The 24,090-nt window shown below is 71.2% G+C and carries 17 protein-coding genes, 1 tRNA gene and 1 pseudogene; 1 reads left to right on the top strand and 18 read right to left on the bottom strand.

Going from position 1 to position 24,090, the window contains the following annotated elements:
* Nucleotides 1-65: 65 nt before the first annotated feature.
* The 11 genes from OG729_RS17880 to OG729_RS17930 all read right to left on the bottom strand — a co-directional run bounded on the left by OG729_RS17880 (nt 66) and on the right by OG729_RS17930 (nt 16,287).
* A tRNA-Thr gene (locus tag OG729_RS17880) sits at nt 66-139 on the bottom strand.
* Nucleotides 140-251: 112 nt separating this feature from the next.
* A complete protein-coding gene (locus OG729_RS17885) occupies nt 252-1,799 on the bottom strand; it encodes an alpha/beta hydrolase (protein WP_360871185.1) in 1,548 nt (515 codons plus the stop codon).
* Nucleotides 1,800-1,906: 107 nt separating this feature from the next.
* Complete coding sequence (locus OG729_RS17890) at nt 1,907-3,112, bottom strand: DNA polymerase III subunit delta' (protein WP_360871182.1); 1,206 nt, start codon at nt 3,110-3,112, stop codon at nt 1,907-1,909.
* Nucleotides 3,113-3,245: 133 nt separating this feature from the next.
* Nucleotides 3,246-6,401 carry a dTMP kinase gene (tmk, locus tag OG729_RS17895; RefSeq protein ID WP_405807033.1) on the bottom strand — a complete coding sequence of 1,052 codons (3,156 nt, stop codon included), beginning with the start codon at nt 6,399-6,401 and terminating at the stop codon, nt 3,246-3,248.
* A 184-nt stretch (nt 6,402-6,585) separates the two neighbouring features.
* Complete coding sequence (gene topA, locus OG729_RS17900) at nt 6,586-9,432, bottom strand: type I DNA topoisomerase (RefSeq protein ID WP_360871176.1); 2,847 nt, start codon at nt 9,430-9,432, stop codon at nt 6,586-6,588.
* Between the two features lie 223 nt (nt 9,433-9,655).
* A complete protein-coding gene (locus OG729_RS17905) occupies nt 9,656-9,853 on the bottom strand; it encodes a hypothetical protein (RefSeq protein ID WP_360871173.1) in 198 nt (65 codons plus the stop codon).
* Nucleotides 9,854-10,191: 338 nt separating this feature from the next.
* Entirely contained in the window at nt 10,192-11,709 is a 1,518-nt protein-coding gene (locus tag OG729_RS17910) for a methyltransferase (protein ID WP_405807035.1), read from the bottom strand.
* A gap of 132 nt (nt 11,710-11,841) precedes the next feature.
* Nucleotides 11,842-12,519 carry a small secreted protein gene (locus tag OG729_RS17915; RefSeq protein WP_360871167.1) on the bottom strand — a complete coding sequence of 226 codons (678 nt, stop codon included), beginning with the start codon at nt 12,517-12,519 and terminating at the stop codon, nt 11,842-11,844.
* 187 nt (nt 12,520-12,706) lie between these two features.
* Entirely contained in the window at nt 12,707-15,112 is a 2,406-nt protein-coding gene (locus tag OG729_RS17920; protein ID WP_405807037.1) for a sodium-translocating pyrophosphatase, read from the bottom strand.
* 283 nt (nt 15,113-15,395) lie between these two features.
* A complete protein-coding gene (locus OG729_RS17925) occupies nt 15,396-15,842 on the bottom strand; it encodes an ATP-binding protein (protein ID WP_360871161.1) in 447 nt (148 codons plus the stop codon).
* Nucleotides 15,843-15,933: 91 nt separating this feature from the next.
* Nucleotides 15,934-16,287 carry an STAS domain-containing protein gene (locus OG729_RS17930; RefSeq protein ID WP_215097290.1) on the bottom strand — a complete coding sequence of 118 codons (354 nt, stop codon included), beginning with the start codon at nt 16,285-16,287 and terminating at the stop codon, nt 15,934-15,936.
* Between the two features lie 78 nt (nt 16,288-16,365).
* Here OG729_RS17930 and OG729_RS17935 point away from each other — a divergent pair, with 78 nt between their 5' ends.
* Entirely contained in the window at nt 16,366-18,927 is a 2,562-nt protein-coding gene (locus OG729_RS17935) for a DEAD/DEAH box helicase (protein ID WP_405807040.1), read from the top strand.
* 145 nt (nt 18,928-19,072) lie between these two features.
* On the opposite strand, the pseudogene OG729_RS17940 reads toward OG729_RS17935, so the two are convergent.
* The 7 genes and pseudogenes from OG729_RS17940 to ssd form a co-directional block, all read right to left on the bottom strand.
* Nucleotides 19,073-19,393: pseudogene (locus tag OG729_RS17940) on the bottom strand (Rv3654c family TadE-like protein); the annotation flags it as partial.
* Nucleotides 19,390-19,821 (bottom strand): TadE family type IV pilus minor pilin, encoded by a 432-nt coding sequence (locus tag OG729_RS17945; protein WP_360871155.1) that lies wholly within the window; start codon nt 19,819-19,821, stop codon nt 19,390-19,392. The pseudogene OG729_RS17940 and the gene OG729_RS17945, both read right to left, overlap by 4 nt.
* Nucleotides 19,808-19,996 (bottom strand): DUF4244 domain-containing protein, encoded by a 189-nt coding sequence (locus tag OG729_RS17950; protein WP_405811171.1) that lies wholly within the window; start codon nt 19,994-19,996, stop codon nt 19,808-19,810. Before OG729_RS17950 ends, OG729_RS17945 begins: the two co-directional genes overlap by 14 nt.
* A gap of 64 nt (nt 19,997-20,060) precedes the next feature.
* Nucleotides 20,061-20,831: a type II secretion system F family protein gene (locus OG729_RS17955; protein ID WP_405807042.1), complete on the bottom strand. Its 771-nt coding sequence runs from the start codon at nt 20,829-20,831 to the stop codon at nt 20,061-20,063.
* On the bottom strand, nt 20,828-21,676 hold the full coding sequence (locus tag OG729_RS17960) for a type II secretion system F family protein (protein ID WP_405807044.1): 849 nt from the start codon (nt 21,674-21,676) through the stop codon (nt 20,828-20,830). Before OG729_RS17960 ends, OG729_RS17955 begins: the two co-directional genes overlap by 4 nt.
* Nucleotides 21,676-22,824, bottom strand: coding sequence for a TadA family conjugal transfer-associated ATPase (locus OG729_RS17965; RefSeq protein WP_405807045.1), 1,149 nt, complete (start codon nt 22,822-22,824; stop codon nt 21,676-21,678). The genes OG729_RS17960 and OG729_RS17965 overlap by 1 nt, the downstream gene beginning before the upstream one ends.
* Nucleotides 22,821-23,921 carry a septum site-determining protein Ssd gene (gene ssd, locus OG729_RS17970; protein WP_405807047.1) on the bottom strand — a complete coding sequence of 367 codons (1,101 nt, stop codon included), beginning with the start codon at nt 23,919-23,921 and terminating at the stop codon, nt 22,821-22,823. Before ssd ends, OG729_RS17965 begins: the two co-directional genes overlap by 4 nt.
* Between the last annotated feature and the right edge of the window lie 169 nt (nt 23,922-24,090).

The following is a 24,090-nucleotide window of genomic DNA, read 5'->3' on the forward strand; positions in this document are numbered from 1 at the left end:
GGCACAGAAAAAGCCCCCCACGATCTTCATGGGGGGCTTTCAGGGCCCTGACCTGGACTTTTGAGAGCCGCCTTCGGGATTCGAACCCGAGACCTACGCATTACGAGTGCGTTGCTCTGGCCAACTGAGCTAAGGCGGCAAGCTGCGGATATACCCGTCCTCGCGAAGACACGTTCGCATCAGCAGCGGCGCCAAGTCTACAGGGTTGTTTTGGGTGCCCCGAACCACCTCCAGGTGGCCCGCTGACGACGTCAGCGGCACCGCTTGTCGTCCGGCGGAACCGTGCCGTCCAGCAGGTAGGTGTTGATCGCCGTGTCGATGCAGTCGCTACCGCGCCCGTACGCCGTGTGACCGTCGCCCTCGTACGTGAGCAGAGATCCCGAGGAAAGCTGCCCGGCCAGCCCCTGCGCCCACTTGTAGGGGGTGGCCGGGTCCCGGGTGGTGCCGACGACCACGATCGGGGCCGCGCCCTTCGCCTCGATGCGGTGCGGCCTGCCGGTGGCGGGGGTCGGCCAGTACGCGCAGTTCAGCGAGGCCCAGGCGAAGCCCCTGCCGAAGACCGGGGATGCCTTCTCGAACTCGGGGAGCGCGGACTGCACGGCCTCGGGGGCGGTGAAGGCGGGCGGCAGGTCGAGGCAGTTCACGGCGGCGTTGGCGTACATCAGGTTCGCGTACGAGCCGTCTTCCTCGCGTTCGTAATAGCTGTCGGCGAGCGCGAGGAGAGCCGCGCCGTTGCCGGCCATGGCGCTCGCGAGGGCCTCCCGGAGCTGGGGCCAGGCGCTCTCGTCGTACATCGCGGCGATCACTCCGGTGGTCGCCAGCGACTCACCGAGCTTGCGGCTCTCGCCGGTCGGGACGGGCTTGGCGTCGAGCGCGGCGAAGAAGGCCTTGAGGCGGGCTGAGGCGTCCGCGGCGGAGGTGGTGCCGAGCGGGCAGGCCTTCTTCTTGACGCAGTCGGCGGCGAAGGACTGGAACGCGATCTCGAAGCCCGCCGTCTGGTCGCGGTTCATCGCGCGGGCCGGCAGCGACGGGTCCATCGCGCCGTCGAGGACGAGGCGGCCGGTGCGGTCGGGGAAGAGCTCGGCGTACGTCGCGCCCAGGAAGGTGCCGTACGAAGCCCCCACGTACGACAGCTTCTCGTCGCCCAGCACGGCGCGCAGGATGTCCATGTCGCGGGCCGCCTCGACGGTGGAGACGTGCGGAAGGATCTTGCCCGAACGCTCCTTGCAGCCCGCCGCGAAGTCGTTCAGCGATGTGGCGAGGCGGGTCGTCTCGGCGGCGTCGTCAGGGGTCTGGTCGACCTGCGTGTATGTGTCCATTTCCTTGCCCGTGAGGCACTCGACGGGCTCGCTGCGGGCGACGCCGCGCGGGTCGACGGCGACCATGTCATAGCGGGCGCGTACGGGGGCGGGGTAGCCGATGCCCGCGTACCCCTGGAGATAGCCGACGGCCGAGCCGCCGGGGCCGCCCGGGTTGACGAGCAGCGAGCCGAGGCGCTTGCCGGGGCCGGTGGCCTTCTTGCGGGCGACGGCCAGATTGACGGACTCCCCGCTGGGCTTGGCGTAGTCCAGCGGCGCCTTCATCGTGGCGCAGTCGAAACCTGTGACGCCGCAGGGCCGCCACTTCAATTGCTGTGTGTAGTACGGCTTGAGCGCGGCGTTGGGAGCGGACCCGCTGTCCGGAGTGGAGGCGTCCGCGGAGGCGCTGGGCGACGAACTCCCGCCCGTGCAGCCTGAGATCAGCAGGCCGACCGTGGTCAGCGCGAGGGCGGAGATACGCAGCAGTCGCCTGGTGTCCATCCTTGGAGCCTAGTCGGCCGGTGGGCGACGGTGCCGTACCGCGCTCATTCGGGTGAGCCGGTCAACCCCTCAGCGGGCCGTCAGGCACCCGGGTCGCTCCGACGCCGTCAGCCCGCGCGGAGCGCCACCGTCATCGCCTCCACCGCCAGCAGCGGCGCCACATTGCTGTCCAGCGCCTGGCGGCAGGCGACGACCGCCTCTATCCGCCGCAGAGTGCCCTCGGGGGTCGAGGCGCGGGCGATCCGGTCCAGGGCATCCCGTACGTCGCCGTTGGCGAGCGCGATCTCCGAGCCCATCTGGAGGGCCAGCACATCGCGGTAGAAGCCGGTCAGGTCAGTGAGCGCGAGATCCAGGCTGTCCCGCTGCGTACGCGTCTTGCGGCGCTTCTGTCTGTCCTCCAGCTCCTTCATCGCCCCGGCAGTCCCGCGCGGCATCCGCCCGCTCGCGGAGGCGCCGAGAGCCGCCTTGAGGTCCTCGGTCTCCTTGACGTCGATCTCCTCGGCGACCTGGTTGGCGTCCTCGGCCGCGGCGTCGATCAGTTCCTGGGCGGCCTTCAGGCAGCCGCCGATGTCCTCGACGCGCAGTGGCAGCCTGAGCACGGTGGCCCGCCGCGCCTGGGCCCGCTCGTCGGTCGCCAGCCGACGGGCCCGGCCGATGTGCCCCTGCGTGGCGCGGGCGGCGGCCATCGCGACGTCGGGCTCGATGCCGTCCCGCCGGATCAGTACGTCGGCGACGGCGTCGACCGGGGGCGTACGCAGGGTCAGGTGGCGGCAGCGGGAGCGGATGGTGGGCAGCACGTCCTCCAGCGAAGGTGCGCAGAGCAGCCATACCGTGCGGGCGGCAGGCTCCTCGACGGCCTTCAGCAGGACATTGCCCGCGCCCTCCGTGAGGCGGTCGGCGTCCTCCAGGATGATCACCTGCCAGCGGCCGCCGGCCGGGGAGAGCTGGGCGCGGCGGACGAGGTCGCGGGTCTCCTTGACGCCGATGGAGAGCAGGTCGGTGCGGACGACCTCGATGTCGGCGTGCGTACCGACGAGGGTGGTGTGGCAGCCGTCGCAGAACCCGCAGCCCGGCTCGCCGCCCAGTGCCCGGTCGGGGCTGGTGCACTGCAACGCGGCCCCGAACGCCCGCGCGGCGGTGGACCGCCCGGAGCCTGGGGGCCCGGTGAACAGCCATGCGTGCGTCATCTTCGAGGCGTCGGCCGACCGCTCACCACGAGCCTCGGCGGTGACGCGGGCATCGGCGTCCCGGGCGGCGGCGGAGAGCTGCGCCCGGACGCGGTCCTGGCCGACGAGGTCGTCCCAGACGGTCATGCGCCGTCACCGCCTTTCGTGCTGGTGTCCCGTGCCGAAGTCTCCCCTTGCAGGGATCTCCCATTGTGGGGGACGGGTCTGACAGTGACGGCCGTGCGGGCGGGTCGCTTGCCCCCAGGCCGTCACCCGGGCGTCAGCGCCTGCCCCTGCCCTCGTCGTCGTCCTCGTGCGGGCCCAGCAACTCGTCCGCCAGGGTGGGCAGGTCGTCCAGCGGGGTCTCCTCCGCCCAGTCCGAGCGGGGGCGCGAGCGGCCCGACTGCGGGTCGACCTGCGGGAGTTCGCGGGTGCGGTCGTTCGAGGCCGCGCCCGCGGCCGGACGCGCACTCCCGTCGCGGAAGATGCCCGGAGGGACCCGGCCGGCCGGGTCGCCGTCCTCCCGCACCGGCGGAAGCACGGCTGTCTCGTCCGCGTCCCGCACGGGCGGAAGCACGGTCGTCTCGTCCGCGTCCCGTACCGGCGGAAGCACGGTCGTCTCGTCCGCGTCCCGTACCGGCGGAAGCACGGTCGTCTCGTCCGCACCGTCCGGGACCCTCCGCAGCACCGCCGTCTCGTCGGCCGCCGCAGGCGCCGGCTTCCGGACCTCCTGCGTCACCTCGTCCGGCTTGACCACCGGAGTCGGCACCGTCACCTCCGTGGCCGAGGCCACAACGGCAGAGGCAGAAGCAGAAGCAGCCGCGGAGGCCTCGGCCTGCCGCCGCGCCTCCTCCGCCCGCATCAGCGCCTCTTCCGCCTTGCGCTGCTTCTCGAGACGCCGTTCCTCCGCCTCCGCCCGCAGCCGGGCCTCCTCCTCCGCCTGCTTGCGCCGCCGTTCCTCTTCCTCCCGGCGCGTCTTCTCCTCCGCGAGCCGCCGTGCCCGCTCCTCCTCGGCGAGCCGACGGGCCTCCTCGGCCCTGCGCCTGGCCTCCTCAGCCTGCCGTTCGGCCTCGCGCTGCCGCGCCTCCTCCAGCTCGCGGCGCTTGCGCTCCTCCTCCTCGGCGCGGAGCTTCGCGAGCTGTTCCTGCCGCTCGCGCTCGAGTCGCTCTTCCTCCGCCTTGCGCGCGGCCTCTTCCTCGGCCCTGCGCCGGGCCTCCTCCTCGGCCGCCTTGCGCGCCTCCTCCTGCGCCTTCACCTCGGCGGCGGACAGCGGCAGCAACTGGTCGAGCCGGTGGCGTACGACGGTGGTCACCGACTCGGGGTCCTGGACCGCGTCCACCACCAGATAGCGGCCGGGATCGGCCGCGGCCAGCGTCAGGAACCCGGCACGCACCCGCTGGTGGAACTCCGCCGGCTCCGACTCCAGCCGGTCCGGCGCCTCCGTGAACCGCTCCCGCGCCGCCTCCGGCGGGACGTCGAGCAGTACCGTCAGATGCGGTACGAGACCGTCCGTCGCCCAGCGGTTGATCCGGGCGATCTCGGTGGGCGACAGATCGCGGCCCGCACCCTGGTAGGCGACCGACGAGTCGATGTAGCGGTCGGAGATGACGATCGCGCCGCGCTCCAGCGCGGGCCGTACGACCGAATCGACGTGCTCTGCGCGGTCGGCGGCGTACAGCAGCGCCTCCGCACGGTTCGAGAGCCCCGCCGACGACACATCCAGCAGGATCGACCGCAGCCGCTTCCCGATCGGCGTCGCACCCGGCTCGCGCGTGACGACGACCTCGTGGCCCTTCGCCCGGATCCACTCCGCCAGCGCCTCGACCTGCGTGGACTTACCGGCCCCGTCGCCGCCCTCTATGGCGATGAAGAATCCGGTCGCGGCCGGCGCCTGTGCCGGGTCCGCACCGCCGCGCAGCGCGTCACCCAGATCGCGGCGCAGCGGCACGCCCGCCCGGTCGTCCGTCTTCGCCAGAACGATCGCGGCGACGGGCAGCAGCAGCGCCCCGACCAGCATCAGCGTGAAGGCCGCGCCGCCGTGCGCGAAGACGAAGTCGCCGCTCGCGAGGCGGTGCGGCCCGATCACCGAGGCGAGCAGCGGCGCCGCGAGCGCACTGAGCCCGATGGCGACCCGGACGACCGCCTGGAGGTGTTCGGTGATCCGGGGCCGCCGGAAGTCCTCGGACTCCTGGTCGATGAGTGCGTGCCCGGTGCTTGCGGCGACGCCGGCCGCGAGGCCCGCGAGCAGCGCGATGAACAGCACGCTCGCCGTGTCCGGCACCAGTCCCATGGCGAGCAGCGCGATTCCGGTGACCGCGAGCGCGAGGGCCAGCAGCCGCCGGCGGGAGAGCGTGGGCAGTACGGAGGCGCCGCCGCGGATGCCGAGGCCGGTGCCGCCGGTCAGCGCGAGCACGAGCAGCGCGAAGGCGGCGGGCCCGCCACCGAGGTCGAAGGCGTGCAGTACGGAGACGGCGACAGCCGAGGAGATCGCACCCGCGACCGCGGCGCAGCCGAGGACGAACAGCGGTATGGCGCCCGTACGCCCCTTGTCCAGGCCGTTGCCGGTGGAGGGGCGGCGCAGCCCTTCGAGCGGCGAACGCGGCCGCGGGGTCTGCGAGCCGGGCAGTTCCACGAAGTACAGCGTCGAGATGGACGCGGCGAAGAGTCCGGCCGCGATATAGGAACCGAGCGCTGCCTGGTGCAGCGAGAACCACTCGATGCCCGAGCCGAGGAGGTTGCCGACGAGGGTGGCGAGCAGCAGCGCCGCGGCCCCCGCGGGGATGACGGCGAAGCTCGTACGCAGCCAGAGCCGGCGCAGCGCGTCGAGGTGGTCCGGCAGCGGACGCACCGCCGCGCCCTCCAGCGGCGGGGCGGGCAGCAGCGCGGGTGCCGCGCCGTCCCTGGCGACCGTCCAGAAACGCTCGGCGACGCCCGTGACGAAGACGGTGCTCAGCAGGATCGCGGGCGCGTTGTCAGGGGTCCAGTCGATCCACAGCGGTGCGACCACGAGGAGCGCAAGACGCAGCCCGTCCGCGCCGATCATGGTCCAGCGCCGGTCGAGCGGACCCTTGGGCGAGGTGAGGGTGGTGAGTGGGCCGAGCAGTACGGCACCGAAGAGCAGCGTGGAGAGCACGCGCGCGCCGAGCACCGCGGCTACGGCGACGGCGGCGCCGCGGTAGCCGCCGCCGAACGTGCCCTGCAGGACCGCCGCCTGAAGCGTCAGCAGCAGAAGCACGAGAATCGCGATGGAGTCCCCGATACCGCCCACCACCTGGGCGTTCCAGAGGCGCCTCAGCGGCGGGAAGCGCAACAGGGCGCGTACCGCGCGCTCGCGTGAGTCCGCGGCAAGTGCCTCGGATGCGTCGGAGTCTGAGGCAGTCTCTGAGACGGTGCTCACGACCGCCTGCTGCTCGGCTGGCTGCTCGGCTCGCGTCATCCGCCCAGCCTATCCGGAGCGCCGCGCTCCCCGGAGGCCTGCCCGAACATACGGGCGCTTTGCGCGGAGGGTGCGAAAGCTCCCCCCGAACAGAGCGCCCGTACGGAATCCGACTACTCGTCCGCCGCAGCCGTATCCGGCTGCTCGTCCGGTACTCGTCCCGCTGGTCGTCCGACTGCCGGTCCTACTCGTCCGACGCGTCCGCAGGAGCCGTCGAGGCCTTCGCCGACGCGGCCGTCTTCTTCGCCGCGGCCGCCGTCGTCTTCTTCGCCGTCGTCTTCTTCGCGACGGTCTTCTTGGCCGCCGTCTTCTTGGCTGCGGTCTTCTTCGCAGGCGCCTTCTTGGCCGGGGCCTTCTTCGCCGTCTTCTTCTTGACGGGCCCCTTGGCACGCTTCTCGGCGAGCAGCTCGTAGCCGCGCTCCGGCGTGATGTCCTCGACACTGTCGCCCGTGCGCAGCGTCGCATTCGTCTCGCCGTCGGTGACGTACGGACCGAAACGCCCGTCCTTGACCACCACAGGACGCTCGCTGACCGGGTCGGTACCCAGCTCCTTCAGCGGCGGCTTGGCGGCGGCCCGCCCGCGCTGCTTCGGCTGCGCGTAGATCGCGAGAGCCTCTTCCAGCGTGATGTTGAAGAGCTGGTCCTCGGTCTCCAGCGAGCGCGAGTCCGTGCCCTTCTTCAGATACGGGCCGTACCGGCCGTTCTGCGCGGTGATCTCGACGCCGTCGGCGTCTTTGCCCACCACACGCGGCAGGGACATCAGCTTCAGCGCGTCCTCGAGCGTGACCGTGTCCAGCGACATCGACTTGAAGAGCGAGGCCGTCCGCGGCTTGACCGCGTTCTTGCCGGTCTTCGGGGTTCCCTCGGGCAGCACCTCGGTCACATACGGGCCGTACCGGCCGTCCCGCGCGATGATCTGGTGCCCGGTGACCGGGTCCGCGCCCAGCTCGAAGTCGCCGCTCGGCTTGGCCAGCAGCTCCTCCGCGTACTCCACGGTGAGCTCGTCGGGAGCGAGGTCGTCCGGGACGTCCGCGCGCTGGTGGCCCTCCGCGTCCTTCTCGCCGCGCTCGATGTACGGGCCGTACCGGCCGACACGCAGCACGATCCCCTCGCCGACCGGGAAGCTGGAGATCTCCCGGGCGTCGATCGCGCCGAGGTCCGTCACCAGCTCCTTGAGGCCACCGAGGTGGTCCCCGTCGCCGTTGCCCACGCCGGACGCGGCGCCCGCGTCGTCGCCCTCGCCGAAGTAGAAGCGCTTCAGCCACGGCACGGCCTGCGCCTCGCCCCGCGCGATGCGGTCGAGGTCGTCCTCCATCCTCGCGGTGAAGTCGTAGTCGACGAGCCGGCCGAAGTGCTTCTCCAGCAGGTTGACCACGGCAAAGCTCAGGAAGGAGGGCACGAGCGCCGTCCCCTTCTTGAAGACATAGCCGCGGTCGAGGATGGTGCCGATGATCGACGCATAGGTCGACGGGCGGCCGATCTCGCGCTCTTCCAGCTCCTTGACCAGCGAGGCCTCGGTGTAGCGGGCCGGCGGCTTGGTCGCGTGGCCGTCGACCGAGATCTCCTCGGCGGACAGGGCGTCGCCCTCGGCGACCTGCGGAAGACGGCGCTCACGGTCGTCGAGCTCGGCGTTCGGGTCGTCGGCACCCTCCACGTACGCCTTCATGAAGCCGTGGAAGGTGATCGTCTTGCCGGACGCGGAGAACTCGGCGTCGCGGCCGTCGCTCGCCCGGCCGCCGATCTTCACGGTCACCGAGTTTCCGACCGCGTCCTTCATCTGGGACGCGACGGTCCGCTTCCAGATCAGCTCGTAGAGCTTGAACTGGTCGCCGGTCAGCCCCGTCTCGGCGGGCGTGCGGAAACGGTCGCCCGAGGGGCGGATCGCCTCGTGCGCCTCCTGCGCGTTCTTGACCTTCCCGGCATAAGTGCGCGGCTTGTCCGGCAGGTAATTGGCGCCGTACAGCTGCGTGACCTGCGCCCGGGCCGCCTGGATCGCGGTGTCGGAGAGCGTCGTGGAGTCCGTACGCATGTAGGTGATGAAGCCGTTCTCGTACAGCTTCTGCGCCACCTGCATGGTGGCCTTGGCCCCGAAGCCCAGCTTGCGGGAGGCCTCCTGCTGCAGCGTGGTCGTACGGAAAGGTGCGTACGGAGAGCGACGGTACGGCTTCGACTCGACCGAGCGGACCGCGAATGAGGCGTTTTCGAGTGCGGCGGCGAGCGCGCGGGCGTTCGCCTCGTCCAGGTGCAGGACCTGGCCGGACTTGAGCCGGCCGTCCGAGCCGAAGTCGCGGCCCTGGGCGACCCGCTGTCCGTCGACCGTGTTCAGGCGGGCCGTGAAGAGGGAGGGGTCGGACGCGTCACCGGCGCGGCCGGTGGAGAACGTGCCGGTCAGGTCCCAGTACTCGGCGGAGCGGAAGGCGATGCGCTCGCGCTCACGCTCGACGACGAGCCGGGTCGCGACGGACTGCACACGGCCGGCGGACAGCCGCGGCATGACCTTCTTCCACAGGACCGGCGAGACCTCGTAGCCGTAGAGCCGGTCGAGGATACGGCGGGTTTCCTGGGCGTCGACCATGCGCTTGTTGAGCTCGCGCGGGTTGGCGACGGCGTCGCGGATAGCGTCCTTGGTGATCTCGTGGAAGACCATCCGGTGGACCGGGACCTTGGGCTTCAGCACCTCGAGCAGGTGCCAGGCGATGGCCTCGCCCTCGCGGTCCTCATCGGTGGCGAGGAAGAGCTCGTCGGACTCGGCGAGCTGCTCCTTGAGCTTCCTGACCTGGGCCTTCTTGTCGGCGTTGACGACATAGATCGGCTGGAAGTCATTCTCGACGTCGACACCGAGGCGGCGCACCTCGCCGGTGTACTTCTCGGGCACCTCGGCGGCGCCGTTCGGGAGGTCGCGGATGTGCCCGACACTCGCCTCGACGACATAGCCGGGGCCGAGGTAGCCCTTGATCGTCTTCGCCTTGGCAGGCGACTCGACGATCACGAGTCGGCGGCCGCCCTGTGCGGTCTCGCTGGTCGGGGACAACTTCGCTCTTCTCTCCGGTCGACGCTCGGTGCGCGCCCACGGCGGTGCGGCACTGGGTGCGGCACTGCTGTGACGCTGCTGTCGCTGCGGAGTGTGACGGTACAACCCGCCCCCGTGTCAAACGGCAAAAGCCCGCAACGGCCACTCGAACGGTAACCCGACTCCGGCCATTCCTGCCGCCCGGACCGGCACGAAGACGCCTCGGAGCCCAGATGCCCCCAGATCAGACGCGGCCGAAACACCAGAGGCCGAGGGCGAGGGAGACGGCGCCGAAGAGGGTCGCGAGGGCGACGGCCGTGGCGGGACTCACTCCGTGCGCGACCGGTGCGCGGTGCCGAAGGCGCATTCCCGTCCACAGCAGCAGCCCGGCCCCGAACAGCGTGAACGCCGTCCCGGCGAAGATCGCTGGCCCGCTCTCCATGCCCGCTACCCGGTCCTTCCCTGATGCCGAGGTGCCTGGAGGCCGAGGCTGGCACCTCCGGGCGTCATGGGTGCGAATTCCGGGTGAACGCCGGATGGGTTCACCCGCCCGGTGGCGGTACCGGGTGAACCGGACCCGACCGGAGGCCGCCGCTCCCCTTCTTACTGCGACTTTCCGGGGCTCGTTGTGGATGTTGGCCGGTTTCACCTCATGGGACGGCGGCTCGAACTACGCCTCCGCCTCACGCCGCCAACTCGGCAGTGGTCCGGGACGATTCCGGTACGCGGCACCGGCGTGGCATCGGCCTCGAACCGGCCTCGCGCGGGCCTCGCACCGGCCTAGCCGACCGGAGCGGCAGGTTCCAGGAAGCCCTCGCCGACCAGCAGCCGCAGCGCCTGCGGCGTACGGTCGCGCAGCATCACCGGGTCCTCGTCGAGCAACTGGGCGATCGCGTCCAGAATCCGCCCCGCGCTCAGCGACCCGTCGCACACCCCGGCGAAGCCCGCGCCGACCGTGTCCACCTTGGTGGCCCGGCGCATGCCGCGGTTCTGACGCAGCACCACATGCTCCGGGTCCTCCGCGCCGGGCAGCCCGACCTGCTCCTGCACGACCTCCGCCGCGAGCGTGAAGTGCCCGGCGAGCAGCGCCGCGTCGTCGTGCGCACGCAGATAGTCCTGCCGCGCGAAGTGCGCCCGCACGCTCTCGCCGAGCGGCTGCTCGACAGGGTGCGGCCACTCCTCGACGACGATCGACGGGCGCTCGGAACCGGACTTTCTCAGCGTGATCCAGCCGAAGCCGACAGCCTTGGTCTTACGGGCCTCGAACTCATCCAGCCATGCGTCGTACCGCGCGGCGTACTGGGCGGGGTCGCCGCGGTGGTCACCGCTGTCGCGCAGCCACAGCTCGGCGTACTGCGTCACGTCCTGCACCTCGCGCTGCACGATCCAGGCGTCACAGCCGCGCGGCACCCAGGAGCGCAGCCGCTCCTGCCACTCTTCCCCCTCCACGTGCTGCCAGTTGGCCAGGAACTGGGCGTATCCCCCGTCGTTCAGCCTGTCCCCCGCCTGCTGGACGAGCGAGCGGCACAGATCGTCGCCGCCCATCCCGCCGTCCCGGTAGGTCAGCCGGGCACCGGGAGAGATCACGAACGGCGGGTTCGACACGATCAGGTCGTACGTGTCCTTGCCGACCGGCTCGAAGAGCGAGCCCTCGCGCAGATCGGCCTCGGGCGCCCCGGAGAGCGCGAGCGTGAGCCGGGTGAAGTGCAGGGCGCGCGGGTTCAGATCGGTGGCCGTGACCCGGATGGCGTGCTGTGAGGCGTGCAGCGCCTGGAGGCCGGAGCCGGTGCCCAGGTCGAGCGCGGAGGCGACCGGCGTACGCACGGTGATGCCGGCGAGGGTGGTGGAGGCGCCGCCCACGCCGAGGACGACTTCTTCGCCCTGGCCGCTCGCACCGCCGGCGCCGCCGACCGCGCAGCCGAGGTCGGAGACGATGAACCAGTCCTGGCCCTCGGGACCGCCGTACGGCCGCACATCCACCGTGGCCCGTACGTCGTCGCCCTCCCGCACCACCCAGCCGTCGGCCAGACACTCCTCGAGCGGCAGCGCGGCCCGTACCCGCTCGTACGCAACGGGTCGCTGGAGCAGAAACAGCCGTACGAGCGTGTCGAGCACGCCGTCCGCGCGGGTGGCCCGCAGGGCGGGCACCGTCTCACTGCGGGCGAGGGCGGCATAGGCGGGCGCACCGAGCAGGTCGAGCAGTCCGTCGGCGGTGAAGGCGGCGGCGATGAGGGCTTCACGCAGCCGGGACGAGTGGTCGGGCGAAGGAAGGCCTGGGGCAGGGCTGGTCGTACTCACCCGCCCATTGTGGCGGCCGCCACTGACAAACGCCGCACCGCCGACGGCAAACGCCTCGCCCTCGACGGCAAGCACCGCGCCGCCGACGGCAAGCACCGCGCCGCCGATGCCTGCCGCTCGGCCTGCTTGCCCCTACTGCCCGCTGGACGGGGACGCGGAGGTCTTCGCCGAGGGCTTCCCGGACGGCTTCTGAGACGCCGATCCGGCCGGTTTCACCGAGGCGGACGGGGTGGCCGACGCGGACGAGCCGGCGCCGGGGCTGGAGACCTTTGCCGTCTGGCAGCCGGGCTGCTTCGCCATCGCCTTGCCCAGGGCGCCGGACTGCAGCTTCTTCAGCGCGTCCTGGTCCATCGTCTCGATCTTCTTCAGGCCGTCCGCAACGCCCTGCAGCCCGTCCGCGAACTTCTGCTGGTCCTTGGCGTCGAGCCCGTCGACCTGCTTCTTCAGATTGAGGTAGGCAGTGGCGGTGGCGTTGAGTTCCTTGACCGCGTCCTGCTGGAGCTTTTCGCCGTTGTCGACGGGCGGGGTACCGGCGGCGCTCACCGCGGCGGCGAGCGCCTTGTCCGCGTCGGCGATGTCCTGGAAGGCCTTCGAGTCGGCCGCCTGGATGTCGGCCGGCTTGCCGTCCGCCGCAGTCGAGATGATCGTCTGCTGGGCGTTGGCCCTCTTCTGGATCTGCGGCTGCGCCTGGTCGCAGACCTTCTTGGCCCAGGCATTCACCTTGCTGTCACCGTCGTCGCTGCTGCAGCCGGACAGCGCCAGTACCAGTACCGCACCGCCGGACAGTGCGGCCGCAAGCTTCTTGTTCACCGGATTGGTCCCTTCCAAGGCTCTCGGCCCCGGAACATACACGCCAAGTGGGCGACATCCGCATGCCGTGTGTCCCATTTATCACTCATTAAAGCCATTTGCACCAAGGGAGACAAGGCTCACGACCACATGCCGACGGGCGGCCGGCACGTCAATACGCGCCGCCCGCCCGCCTATTGAGCAGGTGTTACGAAACCACCGCTGGATCAGGGGACTTCGCGCTCCGCTCCGCATGGTTGTCTTCGTCACCCACGGCGATACCGCGCCGCTTGGAGATGTACACGGCGCCGGTGATGACGAGGATGGCGAGGACCGCCACCACCGCCCGCACTCCGGCACTCGAGTCGTCCCCGTAACTGAACTGGATGACCGCGGGCGCGATCAGCAGCGCCACCAGGTTCATCACCTTCAGCAGCGGGTTGATGGCCGGGCCCGCGGTGTCCTTGAACGGGTCGCCGACGGTGTCGCCGATGACGGTCGCGGCGTGGGCCTCGCTGCCCTTGCCGCCATGGTGGCCGTCCTCGACCAGCTTCTTGGCGTTGTCCCACGCACCACCGGAGTTGGCGAGGAAGACGGCCATCAGCGTGCCCGTACCGATCGCGCCCGCCAGGAAGGAGCCGAGGGCTCCCACGCCGAGCGAGAAACCGACCGCGATCGGGGTCAGCACGGCGAGCAGACCCGGTGTGGCCAGCTCGCGCAACGCGTCTTTGGTGCAGATGTCGACGACGCGTCCGTACTCCGGCGTCTCGGTGTAGTCCATGATCCCGGGGTGCTCGCGGAACTGCCTCCGCACCTCGTAGACCACCGCGCCGGCCGAGCGGGAGACCGCGCTGATCGCCAGCCCGGAGAACAGGAAGACGACCGCGGCGCCGAGGATCAGGCCAACGAGGTTGTTGGGCTGCGAGATGTCCATCACGAGGTTCATCGGAGCGCCGTCGCCGACCTTCTCGCCGACGTCCCGGGCCGCGCCCGCGATGGCATCGCGGTACGAACCGAAGAGCGCCGCCGCCGCCAGTACGGCCGTTGCGATGGCGATTCCCTTGGTGATCGCCTTGGTGGTGTTGCCGACGGCGTCGAGGTCGGTGAGCACCTGCGCGCCCGCGCCCGTGACGTCGCCCGACATCTCCGCGATTCCCTGGGCGTTGTCGGAAACGGGTCCGAAGGTGTCCATGGCGACGATGACGCCGACCGTGGTGAGCAGGCCGGTGCCGGCCAGCGCGACCGCGAAGAGGGCGAGCATGATCGACGTACCGCCGAGCAGGAAAGCCCCGTACACAGCCAGGCCGATCAACAGCGCGGTGTAGACGGCGGATTCGAGACCGATGGAGATACCGGCCAGCACGACCGTCGCGGGCCCGGTCAGCGAGGACTTGCCGATGTCGCGTACGGGACGTCGGTTGGTCTCGGTGAAGTACCCGGTCAACTGCTGGATCAGGGCCGCGAGCACGATGCCGATGGCAACGGCGACGAGGGCCAGGACCCGCGGGTCTCCGCCGTGGAGACGGATCGCGGCCTCGGTGACGCCGTCCAACTCGGCGTACGAGGACGGCAGATAGATGAAGACCGCCGCGGCGACCAGGGCGAGCGAGATCAGCGCGGAGATGAAGAATCCGCGGTTGATGGCCGTCATTCCGCTGCGGTCGGCGCGCCGCGGGGCGACCGCGAAGATACCGATCATCGCGGTGACCACGCCGATCGCCGGGACGATCAGCGGGAAGGCCAGCCCGGCGTCGCCGAATGCCGCCTTGCCGAGAATGAGCGCCGCGACGAGCGTCACGGCGTACGACTCGAAGAGGTCGGCCGCCATGCCCGCGCAGTCACCGACGTTGTCGCCGACGTTGTCGGCGATGGTCGCGGCGTTGCGCGGGTCGTCCTCGGGGATGCCCTGCTCGACCTTGCCGACGAGGTCGGCGCCGACGTCGGCGGCCTTGGTGAAGATGCCACCGCCGACACGCATGAACATCGCGATCAGCGCGGCGCCGAGGCCGAAGCCCTCGAGCACCTTGGGGGCGTCGGCCGCGTAGACGAGAACCACGCAGGAGGCACCCAGCAGGCCGAGGCCCACCGTGAACATGCCGACCACGCCTCCCGTCCGGAAAGCGATCTTCATGGCCTTGTGCGAGACGGCCGTCAGATCCTTTTCCGGCTCGCCCTCCGCCGGGGTTGCTTCACGCGCGGCGGCTGCCACGCGCACATTTGCTCGTACGGCAAGACGCATGCCGATGTATCCGGTGGCGGCCGAGAAAAGCGCACCCACCAGGAAGAACACCGACCGTCCGCCGCGCTGCGACCAGTCGTCCGCGGGAAGAAGCATCAGCAGGAAGAACACCACGACGGCGAAAACGCCGAGGGTGCGCAACTGCCGTGCCAGATAGGCATTCGCTCCCTCCTGCACCGCTGCCGCGATCTTCTTCATGGAATCGGTGCCCTCGCCCGCCGCGAGCACTTGGCGCACCAGCAGCTGCGCGACGATCAGCGCCGCCACCGCGACGACGGCGATGACGATCACGATGAGCCGATTGTCGTCCGTGAGTACTGCGGCTGCGAGAGAAGTGGGGTGATCGATCAGTTCTGGGTTGAAGAGCCCCGCCATTCGTCCTCCTTGACGCTCAGAGCTCAAGATGTGGACGGATTGTAGGTAGCGGAACCTGATCAAAACAGAGCGCGACAAACGGAATTGACCTTCACTTGCTACTCAGCAAATGATCGGGTTCCGAAACTCGCCCCGAAAGAGGTAATGGGGCAAAAGCATTGACGTTCGATAAATGATCTAGAGAAAAGGAAAAAGGCCCTGCTCAGCAGGGCCTCATCCAAGTGGGGCTGATCGAAGTCGATCAACGGACCGGTGTGTCGTGCCCGTTGTCGATCACCAGAAATCAGGGCTCAACGGCGACGGGCGTCGTCGGCCAACTCATCCGGATCACGCCACCCTCCTCGGTGGAGCTGACCTCCACGTCGTCGACGAGACCGCTGATGACCGCGAGGCCCATCTCGTCCTCGCCCTCGGACTCCACGTCCTGGTCCGTGCCGCCACGCCCGCCGGAGGCCGCGGAGGACCCTTCGGCGCCCGCTGCGGGGACCTCGTCCACGACATCGATGGAGAAGGCCTTCTCCTCCTCGGTCAGCACGACCCTGACCGGGGCCGTGATGCCATGGCTGCGGTGCAGCCCGACCGCACGGCTGCACGCCTCCCCGACCGCGAGACGGACCTCGTCGAGCACTGCCTCGTCGACCCCGGCCCGGCGAGCCACGGCAGCGGCCACCAGACGGGCGGTCCTGACATGCTCAGGCTGAGCACTGAAGCGGAGTTCAACGGTGGCCATGCAATCCCCCTCAGACGTACGGGCGTGCATCTCAGGGGCCCGGGCTGGATGCCCGGTGCCCCTCACTTCTTCCGGCAGTCTCCGGCAACCGTCAGTCGGTGGCCGCGACAGCCTCCTCGACCGTGGTGTGGATGGGGAACACCTTGGTCAGACCTGTGATCCGGAAGATCTTGAGAATGCGCTCCTGGTTGCAGACCAGGCGCAGCGAACCTTCGTGCGCGCGCACGCGCTTCAGGCCACCCACGAGGACGCCAAGGCCGGTGGAGTCGAGGAAGTCCACGCCCTCCATGTCGACAACCAGGTGGTAGTTGCCGTCGTTCACCAACTCGACCAACTGCTCGCGCAGCTTGGGCGCGGTATACACATCAATCTCGCCACCGACCTCGACGACCGTACGGTCGCCACCAGGGCCGGACACATTGCGAGTCGACAGGGACAGGTCCACGGATCCTCCAGCACCTTGCTATCGAGCGGCCGCCCTTCAGGTCTCCCCGACGGAGCCGGAGGACGGTCGCCAGCCGCGATGGCATTCAATCACTTACCAGCAGCCATGCACGACGCCTTGAGACCATTGTCCGCTACGCCAGTGACACACTCGGTGCCGATGGCCAAGACACACCGTCCCAGACGACCGCCCGAGAGCGGGGGCAACCGCCCCTCCCCCGGTACGGTCCTCGACCGGCTCACCGCAGGTGCGAGCCGGGCTACGCGCATCACCCATACGGAGCACTTGCCCCCCAGACCGGGTCGCCATGCAGTCTGGCCCGACCGCATCCGCCCGGAAGTGATCAACGCCATTCAGCAGGCGGGGATCGACCACCCCTGGGCCCACCAGGCGGCCGCCGCCGAGCACGCCCTGGACGGCGAGTCCGTCGTGATCGCCACCGGAACCGCGTCGGGCAAGTCCCTCGCCTATCTCGCGCCCGTACTCACCACCCTCCTCGACGGCGCCGAGGCCCCGAACGGACGAGGCGCGACCGCCCTCTACCTCGCCCCGACCAAGGCTCTCGCCGCCGATCAGTGCCGCGCGGTGAAGGAGCTCGCCGGGCCGCTCGGCAACCGCGTCCGCCCTGCGGTCTACGACGGCGACACGCCCGTCGAGGAACGCGAATGGGTCCGGCAGTACGCCACGTACGTCTTGACCAATCCGGACATGCTGCACCGCGGAATACTTCCCTCACACCCCCGCTGGTCCTCCTTCCTGCGCGCCCTGCGCTATGTCGTCATCGACGAGTGCCACACCTACCGGGGCGTCTTCGGCTCCCATGTCGCCCAGGTGCTGCGCCGCCTTCGCCGCCTGTGCGCCCGCTACGGTGCGAACCCCGTCTTCCTCCTCGCCTCCGCCACCGCCGCGGAACCCGCCCTGGCCGCCGGCCGGCTCACCGGCCTGCCCGTCCACGAGGTCGCCGACGACGCCTCGCCCCGCGGCGAGCTTGTCTTCGCCCTCTGGGAGCCACCGCTCACGGAGCTGCACGGCGAGAAGGGCGCCCCCGTACGCCGCACCGCCACCGCAGAGGCCGCCGACCTCCTCACCGACCTGACCGTGCAGGGCGTCCGCAGCGTCGCCTTCGTACGCTCCCGGCGCGGCGCGGAGCTCATTTCCGTGATCGCGAAGGAACGCCTGGCGGAGGTGGACCGATCGCTGCCGGCGCGGGTCGCCGCCTACCGGGGCGGATACCTCCCGGAGGAGCGCCGCGCCCTGGAGCGGGCGCTGCACTCCGGCGAGCTTCTCGGGCTGGCCGCCACCACCGCCCTGGAGCTCGGCGTGGACGTCTCGGGCCTCGATGCCGTGGTCATAGCCGGCTACCCCGGGACACGGGCGTCCCTGTGGCAGCAGGCGGGCCGCGCGGGTCGGTCAGGACAGGGCGCCCTGGCCGTCCTCGTCGCCCGTGACGACCCGCTGGACACCTTCCTCGTCCACCATCCCGAGGCGCTGTTCCAGCAGCCCGTGGAGTCCACCGTCCTCGACCCGGACAACCCCTACGTCCTCGCCCCCCATCTGTGCGCTGCCGCGGCCGAATTTCCACTCACGGAGGCCGACCTGGAGCTCTTCGGCCCGGCGGCCACCGAGCTGATGCCCCAGCTGGAGGCCGCCAAGCTGCTCCGTCGCCGGGCCTCCGGCTGGCACTGGACCCGCCGGGAGCGGGCCGCCGACCTCACCGACATCCGGGGCGAGGGCGGCCGCCCCGTCCAGGTCGTCGAGGCCGCCACCGGGCGGCTGCTGGGCACGGTCGACGAGTCGGCCGCCCACAGCGCGGTCCACGACGGTGCCGTCCACCTCCACCAGGGCCGTACGTACCTGGTGAAGCATCTGGACCTGGAGGACTCCGTCGCCCTCGTCGAGGAGGCCAACCCTCCGTATTCGACCACCGCCCGCGACACCACCTCCATCTCCGTACTCGAAACCGACACCGAGATCCCCTGGGGCGACGGACGCCTGTGCTACGGCTCCGTCGAGGTCACCAACCAGGTCGTCTCCTTCCTGCGCCGCAAACTCATCACCGGTGAGGTGCTCGGCGAGACCAAACTCGATCTGCCGCCGCGCACCCTGCGCACCCGGGCCGTGTGGTGGACGGTCACCGAGGACCAGCTGGACGCGGCCAGGGTGGCCCCTGAGCAGCTCGGCGGCGCACTGCACGCCGCCGAGCACGCGTCCATCGGGATGCTCCCGCTCTTCGCCACCTGCGACCGCTGGGACATCGGAGGGGTCTCCGTGCCCCTCCACCCGGACACGCTGCTGCCGACGGTTTTCGTGTACGACGGCCATCCGGGTGGCGCGGGCTTCGCCGAACGGGCCTTCCACACCGCTCGCGAGTGGCTCACCGCCACCCGTGAGGCGATCGCCTCCTGCGAGTGCGAGGCGGGCTGCCCGTCCTGCATCCAGTCGCCCAAATGCGGCAACGGCAACGACCCGCTGCACAAGCGCGGCGCCGTCCGTCTCCTCACGGAACTGCTGCGGGGAGCCCCGGAGGCCCCGCACGGGGAGCTCCCGGGGAACCCGAGCGAAGTTCCGGGTGACCCGAGCGGCCCGAGCGGGGTTCACGGGGCCTCGGGGGCCCGTCCAGCCAGCTCCCCGGAACGGTGAGGAGCCAGGAAGAGACCCAGGCGGGCCCGGGGAGGCGGCCTGCGGAGGCCCAGGGAGCCGAGGGGGACGAGGGGGCACTGGGTGACCGGGAGCCCCCTCCCACGAGCTGACCGTGGCGCACAGGGAGCCCCGGAGGCCCCGCCCGCGACCTGACCGTCGGGGCGTACGGGCCGAAGCGGGCCTGCGCCGTGACCTCGGCGATCTCTCCCCGCACCGCGCACCGCACCACCGCCGCGCCCTGCGCCCGAGCCACCTCGGCCGCCTTCGCGCAGGCGGTGGCCGTCCCTCGCAGGGCGTTGTCGGCAGCGGCCAGCACCGCCAGGTCGGCGGCGGAGCCGGCCAGGTGGCGGGCGACCACCGCCTGCCCCATGGCCAGGACAACGGCGAACACGGCACAGAGCACGGTCACCGCCATGGCCACCCATACGGTCGCCGACCCACGGTCTCGCCCACGATCCCGGTTCACGGTTCCACCGCTTCGGTGCTGTGGGCGGCCGCGTCCGCCTGGCCCACGGTGTCCTCGGCGAGAGCCGCCGCCTCCGCGCTGAGCGCCAACGCCAGTGCGCCGGGTCCCGGGGCGTCCGCCTCGACGCGCACCCGCCACAGGTCCCCCGACCGTCCCAGGGTGACCCGCGCACCGCCAGGGGCCGCTGATCGGGCGGCGGCCAGGGCGGCAGCCCGTGGCTCGGATCTGGCCGCGGCGCGCGCCCCGGCCCTGGCCGCGTCCACGCACTGGATCTGGGCCGAGGCCGCCATCAGCGCCCACACCAGGGCTATGGCGAAGACCACCAGGGCCGGCACCGCGACGGCCGCCTCCGCCGTCACGGCCCCCCGGTCACTCGCAGCCTCACGCTCCTCAACCCGCGCCTTCTCCGGTACGTCAGAACTGCGCATTGAGCGCCTTCCCGATCACCGACTGGAGCGCCCCCGAGACGGCCCCGCTGGTGACGACCTTGTACAGAACCGCGGCGAAGGCACACGCGGCGATGGTCCCCATCGCGTACTCGGACGTGGTCATCCCCGAGTCCCCGCGCATCAAGTCCCTGCGCATTGAGCTCTTCCGCATCATGCGCGCCAGTCCGCGCAGCCGTCCCCGTACTGAATTCCACATGCCAACCCCCAATAGATCTCGTTCAGTTGCCGTTCAGCAGTCCGTCGGCCAGGCCGATCACAACCGGGGCCACCCCGACCGCGAGGAACGCGGGCAGGAAGCACAGCCCCACCGGAGCCGTGATCAGCACCTGCGCCTTGCGGCCGCGGGCATCGGCCATACGCGCCCGGTCTGCCCGGAAGCGCTCGGCCAGCCGAGACACCGGCTCCGCAGCCGGCGCCCCCGTGGAGTCGGCCCGCTCCAGACAGCGGGCCAGCGCCGCGGCGCCCGGTATCCGCCCGAACCACCCCCAGGCCCGTGCAGGCTCACCTCCGAGCCGCAACTCGGCCGCCACCCGCGCAAGCCGCTCGCCGACCGGCCCGCCCAGCGACTCCCCAACCGCCTCCGCCGCCTCGCGAGGACCGGCCCCGGCCGAGATGCAGGCCGCCAGAAGGTCGGCGGCGAGCGGGAGTTGACGGCCCGCATCCCGGTCCACGGCTTCGGCGGCAGGCCTACGTCCTTGCTGCCAGCGCCGCACGCCATACGCCCCGCCGAGCCCGACCGCGCAGCCGATCAGCCCTCCCACCAGGACGTAACCGGTGACCACAGCTCCCAGCGGCCCCGCCCAACTCAGCGCCCACACCCGGTAGTCCGGCCGCCACCGCGGCCGCGCGCGCTGCATGGCCAGGAGTGCCTCGATCCGCCTACGCGCCCGGCGCTCCCGCTGCCGCGCCGCGATAGTGAAGGCCAGGCAGGCCATCGCAGCCAGCACGAACATCACTGTCCCCAGCCTGTGGACGGCGTCCCCGGTCATGACTGAGCCCCCTGCCCGACGATCCGCCCTGCCCAGCACAGACCCGCGGCCTCCAGCAGCCCCCCGATCACCAGACATGCCAGCCCGGCCGCGGTGTGAAACAGCACCCTCAGCGGTTCGGCGCCCAATGCCCAGCCCATCGCCAGGCCGGCCAGCGGAAGCAGCGCCAGCAGCCGGATCGTGGACCGCGCACCCTCCAACTGGGACCGCAGATCCTCCCGTTGGTCCCGTTCCGCCCGCAGGGCCGCCTCCAGCCGGTCGAGCCCGGCGGCCAGACCCGCCCCGCTGTCCACGGCCACCTGCCAGCAGGCCGAGACTCCGGCGAGCCCGTCCGCGCCAGGCTCCCGCGCCGCCTCCCGCAGCGCCTGGGGCACATCGCCCCCGAACCGCGCCGCCGCCAGCACCGCGGATTCCGCACCGCCCAGCGCTCCAGTGGATCTGGCGGCGAACAGCAGCGCCTGCCCGGGCTGCATCCCCGCTCGCAGCTCACCGGCGACCGCGCCGCACAAAGCGATCACCCCTTCGGCCTGCCGCTCGTGCTGCTGCTTGCGCTCCCGGGCCTGCAGCTGCCGCCTCACCAGCGGCACCGCAGCCACCCCCGCGATCAGCGGCAGCACCGACTCCCCCAGTACGGCGAGGACGAGGGCAACCGGCAGGCACAGCCACTCCCGACGGAGCCTGACCACCGGCAGCATCCGCTCCCACGACCACCGCGGAGGGATCTGCACGGCGCCGCCGCCCGCAAGCAGCAGCTGCGCCCGCTTGAACCCCGGGTCACGCCCGACCGTCAGCCATGCCGCGGCCCCCGCGCACACCGCGGCCGCGTACACCGGTTCTGCGGCCATCACAGAGCACCTCCGATCAGCTGCCGCAGCCGCTCCCAGCCCCGCTCGTGCGCAAAGGCCTCCGCCCCCCACCGCAGTGCGGGCACGGTCACCACCAGGCCCGCCGCGTCCCGCTCCAGCACGTGCACCTCGGCGATCCGCCGCTGCCCGCCCCGGTCCCGTACGAGATGGATCACCACCGAGAGGGCGGCCGCCAACTGGCTGTGCAGCGCCACCCGGTCGAGCCCCGCCGCCGTCCCGAGCGCCTCCAGCCGCGCCGGCACATCCGCCGCCGCATTGGCGTGGACGGTCCCACAGCCGCCCTCGTGCCCGGTGTTGAGCGCGGCCAGGAGCTCGGTGACCTCGGCCCCGCGCACCTCACCGACGACCAGACGGTCGGGCCGCATCCGCAGCGCCTGGCGCACCAGGTCCCGCAGCGTCACCCTGCCCGCGCCCTCCTGATTCGCCGTACGCGACTCGAGGCGGACCACATGCCTGTGCTCGGGTCTGAGCTCCGCCGAGTCCTCGGCCAGCACGATCCGCTCGCGCTCCCCCACAAGCCCCAGCAAACTCGACAGCAGTGTCGTCTTGCCCGAGCCCGTACCGCCGCTGATCAGAAATGACAGCCGCGCATCGATCAGCGCCCGCAGTACGCGGTCGCCGCCCGGCGGCACCGTCCCCGCCGCGATGAGCTCCTCCACCGAGAACGCCCTGGGCCGCACCACTCGCAGCGACAGACAAGTCGACCCGACCGCCACCGGCGGAATCACGGCATGCATCCGCGTCCCGTCCGGCAGCCGGGCATCCACCCATGGCCGGGCGTCGTCCAGCCGCCGTTCCGCCACTGCCGCGAGCCGCTGCGCCAGCCTGCGCACCGACGCCGCGTCCGCGAAGGTCACCTCGGTGAGCTCGAGCCCTCGGCCCCGGTCCACCCACACCCGGTCGGGCGCGGACACCAGGACGTCCGTCACGGACGGATCCGCCAGCAGCGGCTCCAGCGGCCCCGTCCCCACGAGCTCGCAGCGCAACTTCTCGGTGCCGCCGAGCACTTCGGCATCCCCGAGCAGCCGCCCCTGCGCCCGCAGTGCGGCCGCCACCCTGGCCGGCGTGGGCTCGCCGCCGCTCTCCGCGAGCCGTTGTCGTACGGCATCCAGCAGTCCGGTGGTCATGAGACCCCGCCCCCGGCCAGCGCCCGCTCCCAGAACGCGGTGCAGAACCTGGCCAGCGGCCCGCGCGCGCCGCCCGGCGGGGTGCCACCGTCCTGTGCGATCAACAGACCTGCTTCCGCAGGCAGTTCGCCGGCCAGTGGAAGTCCCAGGGCGTCCGCGACCCACTGGTCGTCCAGCCCCGCCGCGAACGGCCCGCGCACAACCAAGCGCAGGTCCTGGAGCACCATGCCCACCGTCGACGCCACCCGGTTCGCCGCGGCGACCGCCCGCAGCTCGCCAGGCACCACGAGAAGCCCCAGATCCAGCTGAGCCAGCGCCTCGGCCACGCCCTCGTCGACCCGGCGCGGCAGGTCCACGACCACCACTCCGCCGCGTCTGCGTGCGGCGGCGAGCACCGACCGCATCGCCTCAGGCGGGATCACCACCGAGTCGCCACGGTCCCAGCTGAGCAACCGCAACGCATGCAGCTGGGGCAGCGACTCCTCCAGCGCCCCACCCGCGACACGGCCCTTGGAAGCGGCGAAATCAGGCCATCGTCTGCCTTCCGCTTGCTCCCCGCCGAGCAGCACATCGAGCCCTCCGCCGAGCGGGTCCCCGTCGACGAGCATGGTGCGCCGACCGACTCGGGCCGCTGTCACCGCCAGCGCGCAGGCCAGCGTCGATGCCCCTGCCCCGCCCCGACCGCCGATCACCCCGACGGTCAGCGCCGGCCGCCCGACCCCCTCGACCACATCGGCGATGCGGTCGACGAGCCAGCCCTCCGCATCGGGCAGCCGCAGCACGCAGTCGGCCCCGATCTCCACCGCCCTGCGCCAGACGTCCGGGTCGTCCTGGTCGCGTCCGACCAGCAGCACGCCGCGTCGGCGGGTGGCCCCGCGGCAGCGCGCGGCCGCATCGTCGCCGACAAGGACCAGTGGCGCGCCCTCCCAGCTTCCCCTCTGCTCCGGAACCGAGTGATGGACGTCCGGCTCGGCTCCCGCGGCCGCGCACAACCTCAGCAGATCGTCGAGCAGTTCCATGTCTTCGGTGACGATCAGCGGCCCGTCCCGACGCCCTTCGACGACCGGCGGCCGCTGCGATGTGATAGATCCAGCCACGATCTCCACCCCCTACTTACTTCGATCTCGCTTGGTCGTGAGATCTGCGATTCCTGCGGTCCGCGAACTACGCGGGTGGAATCACCGTGCAGCGCAACGGAAAATGGTGTGGATCTTGCTGAAAAACTGTGGACAACTCGCCACTTGTGAATATCCCCGTAGCTCATAC

It is taken from the genome of Streptomyces sp. NBC_00210, from assembly GCF_045160975.1.
Classification (GTDB): Bacteria; Actinomycetota; Actinomycetes; order Streptomycetales; family Streptomycetaceae; genus Streptomyces.

Excerpts from the sequence above, each read along its gene's own strand:
- OG729_RS17935 (WP_405807040.1), top strand. The coding sequence starts at position 16,366 with ATGGCATTCAATCACTTACCAGCAGCCATGCACGACGCCTTGAGACCA.
- OG729_RS17920 (WP_405807037.1), bottom strand. The coding sequence starts at position 15,112 with ATGGCGGGGCTCTTCAACCCAGAACTGATCGATCACCCCACTTCTCTC.
- OG729_RS17890 (WP_360871182.1), bottom strand. The coding sequence starts at position 3,112 with ATGACCGTCTGGGACGACCTCGTCGGCCAGGACCGCGTCCGGGCGCAG.
- OG729_RS17955 (WP_405807042.1), bottom strand. The coding sequence starts at position 20,831 with ATGACCGGGGACGCCGTCCACAGGCTGGGGACAGTGATGTTCGTGCTG.
- OG729_RS17945 (WP_360871155.1), bottom strand. The coding sequence starts at position 19,821 with ATGCGCAGTTCTGACGTACCGGAGAAGGCGCGGGTTGAGGAGCGTGAG.
- OG729_RS17950 (WP_405811171.1), bottom strand. The coding sequence starts at position 19,996 with ATGATGCGGAAGAGCTCAATGCGCAGGGACTTGATGCGCGGGGACTCG.
- tmk (WP_405807033.1), bottom strand. The coding sequence starts at position 6,401 with ATGACGCGAGCCGAGCAGCCAGCCGAGCAGCAGGCGGTCGTGAGCACC.
- OG729_RS17965 (WP_405807045.1), bottom strand. The coding sequence starts at position 22,824 with ATGACCACCGGACTGCTGGATGCCGTACGACAACGGCTCGCGGAGAGC.
- OG729_RS17885 (WP_360871185.1), bottom strand. The coding sequence starts at position 1,799 with ATGGACACCAGGCGACTGCTGCGTATCTCCGCCCTCGCGCTGACCACG.
- OG729_RS17905 (WP_360871173.1), bottom strand. The coding sequence starts at position 9,853 with ATGGAGAGCGGGCCAGCGATCTTCGCCGGGACGGCGTTCACGCTGTTC.
- OG729_RS17960 (WP_405807044.1), bottom strand. The coding sequence starts at position 21,676 with ATGGCCGCAGAACCGGTGTACGCGGCCGCGGTGTGCGCGGGGGCCGCG.
- OG729_RS17925 (WP_360871161.1), bottom strand. The coding sequence starts at position 15,842 with ATGGCCACCGTTGAACTCCGCTTCAGTGCTCAGCCTGAGCATGTCAGG.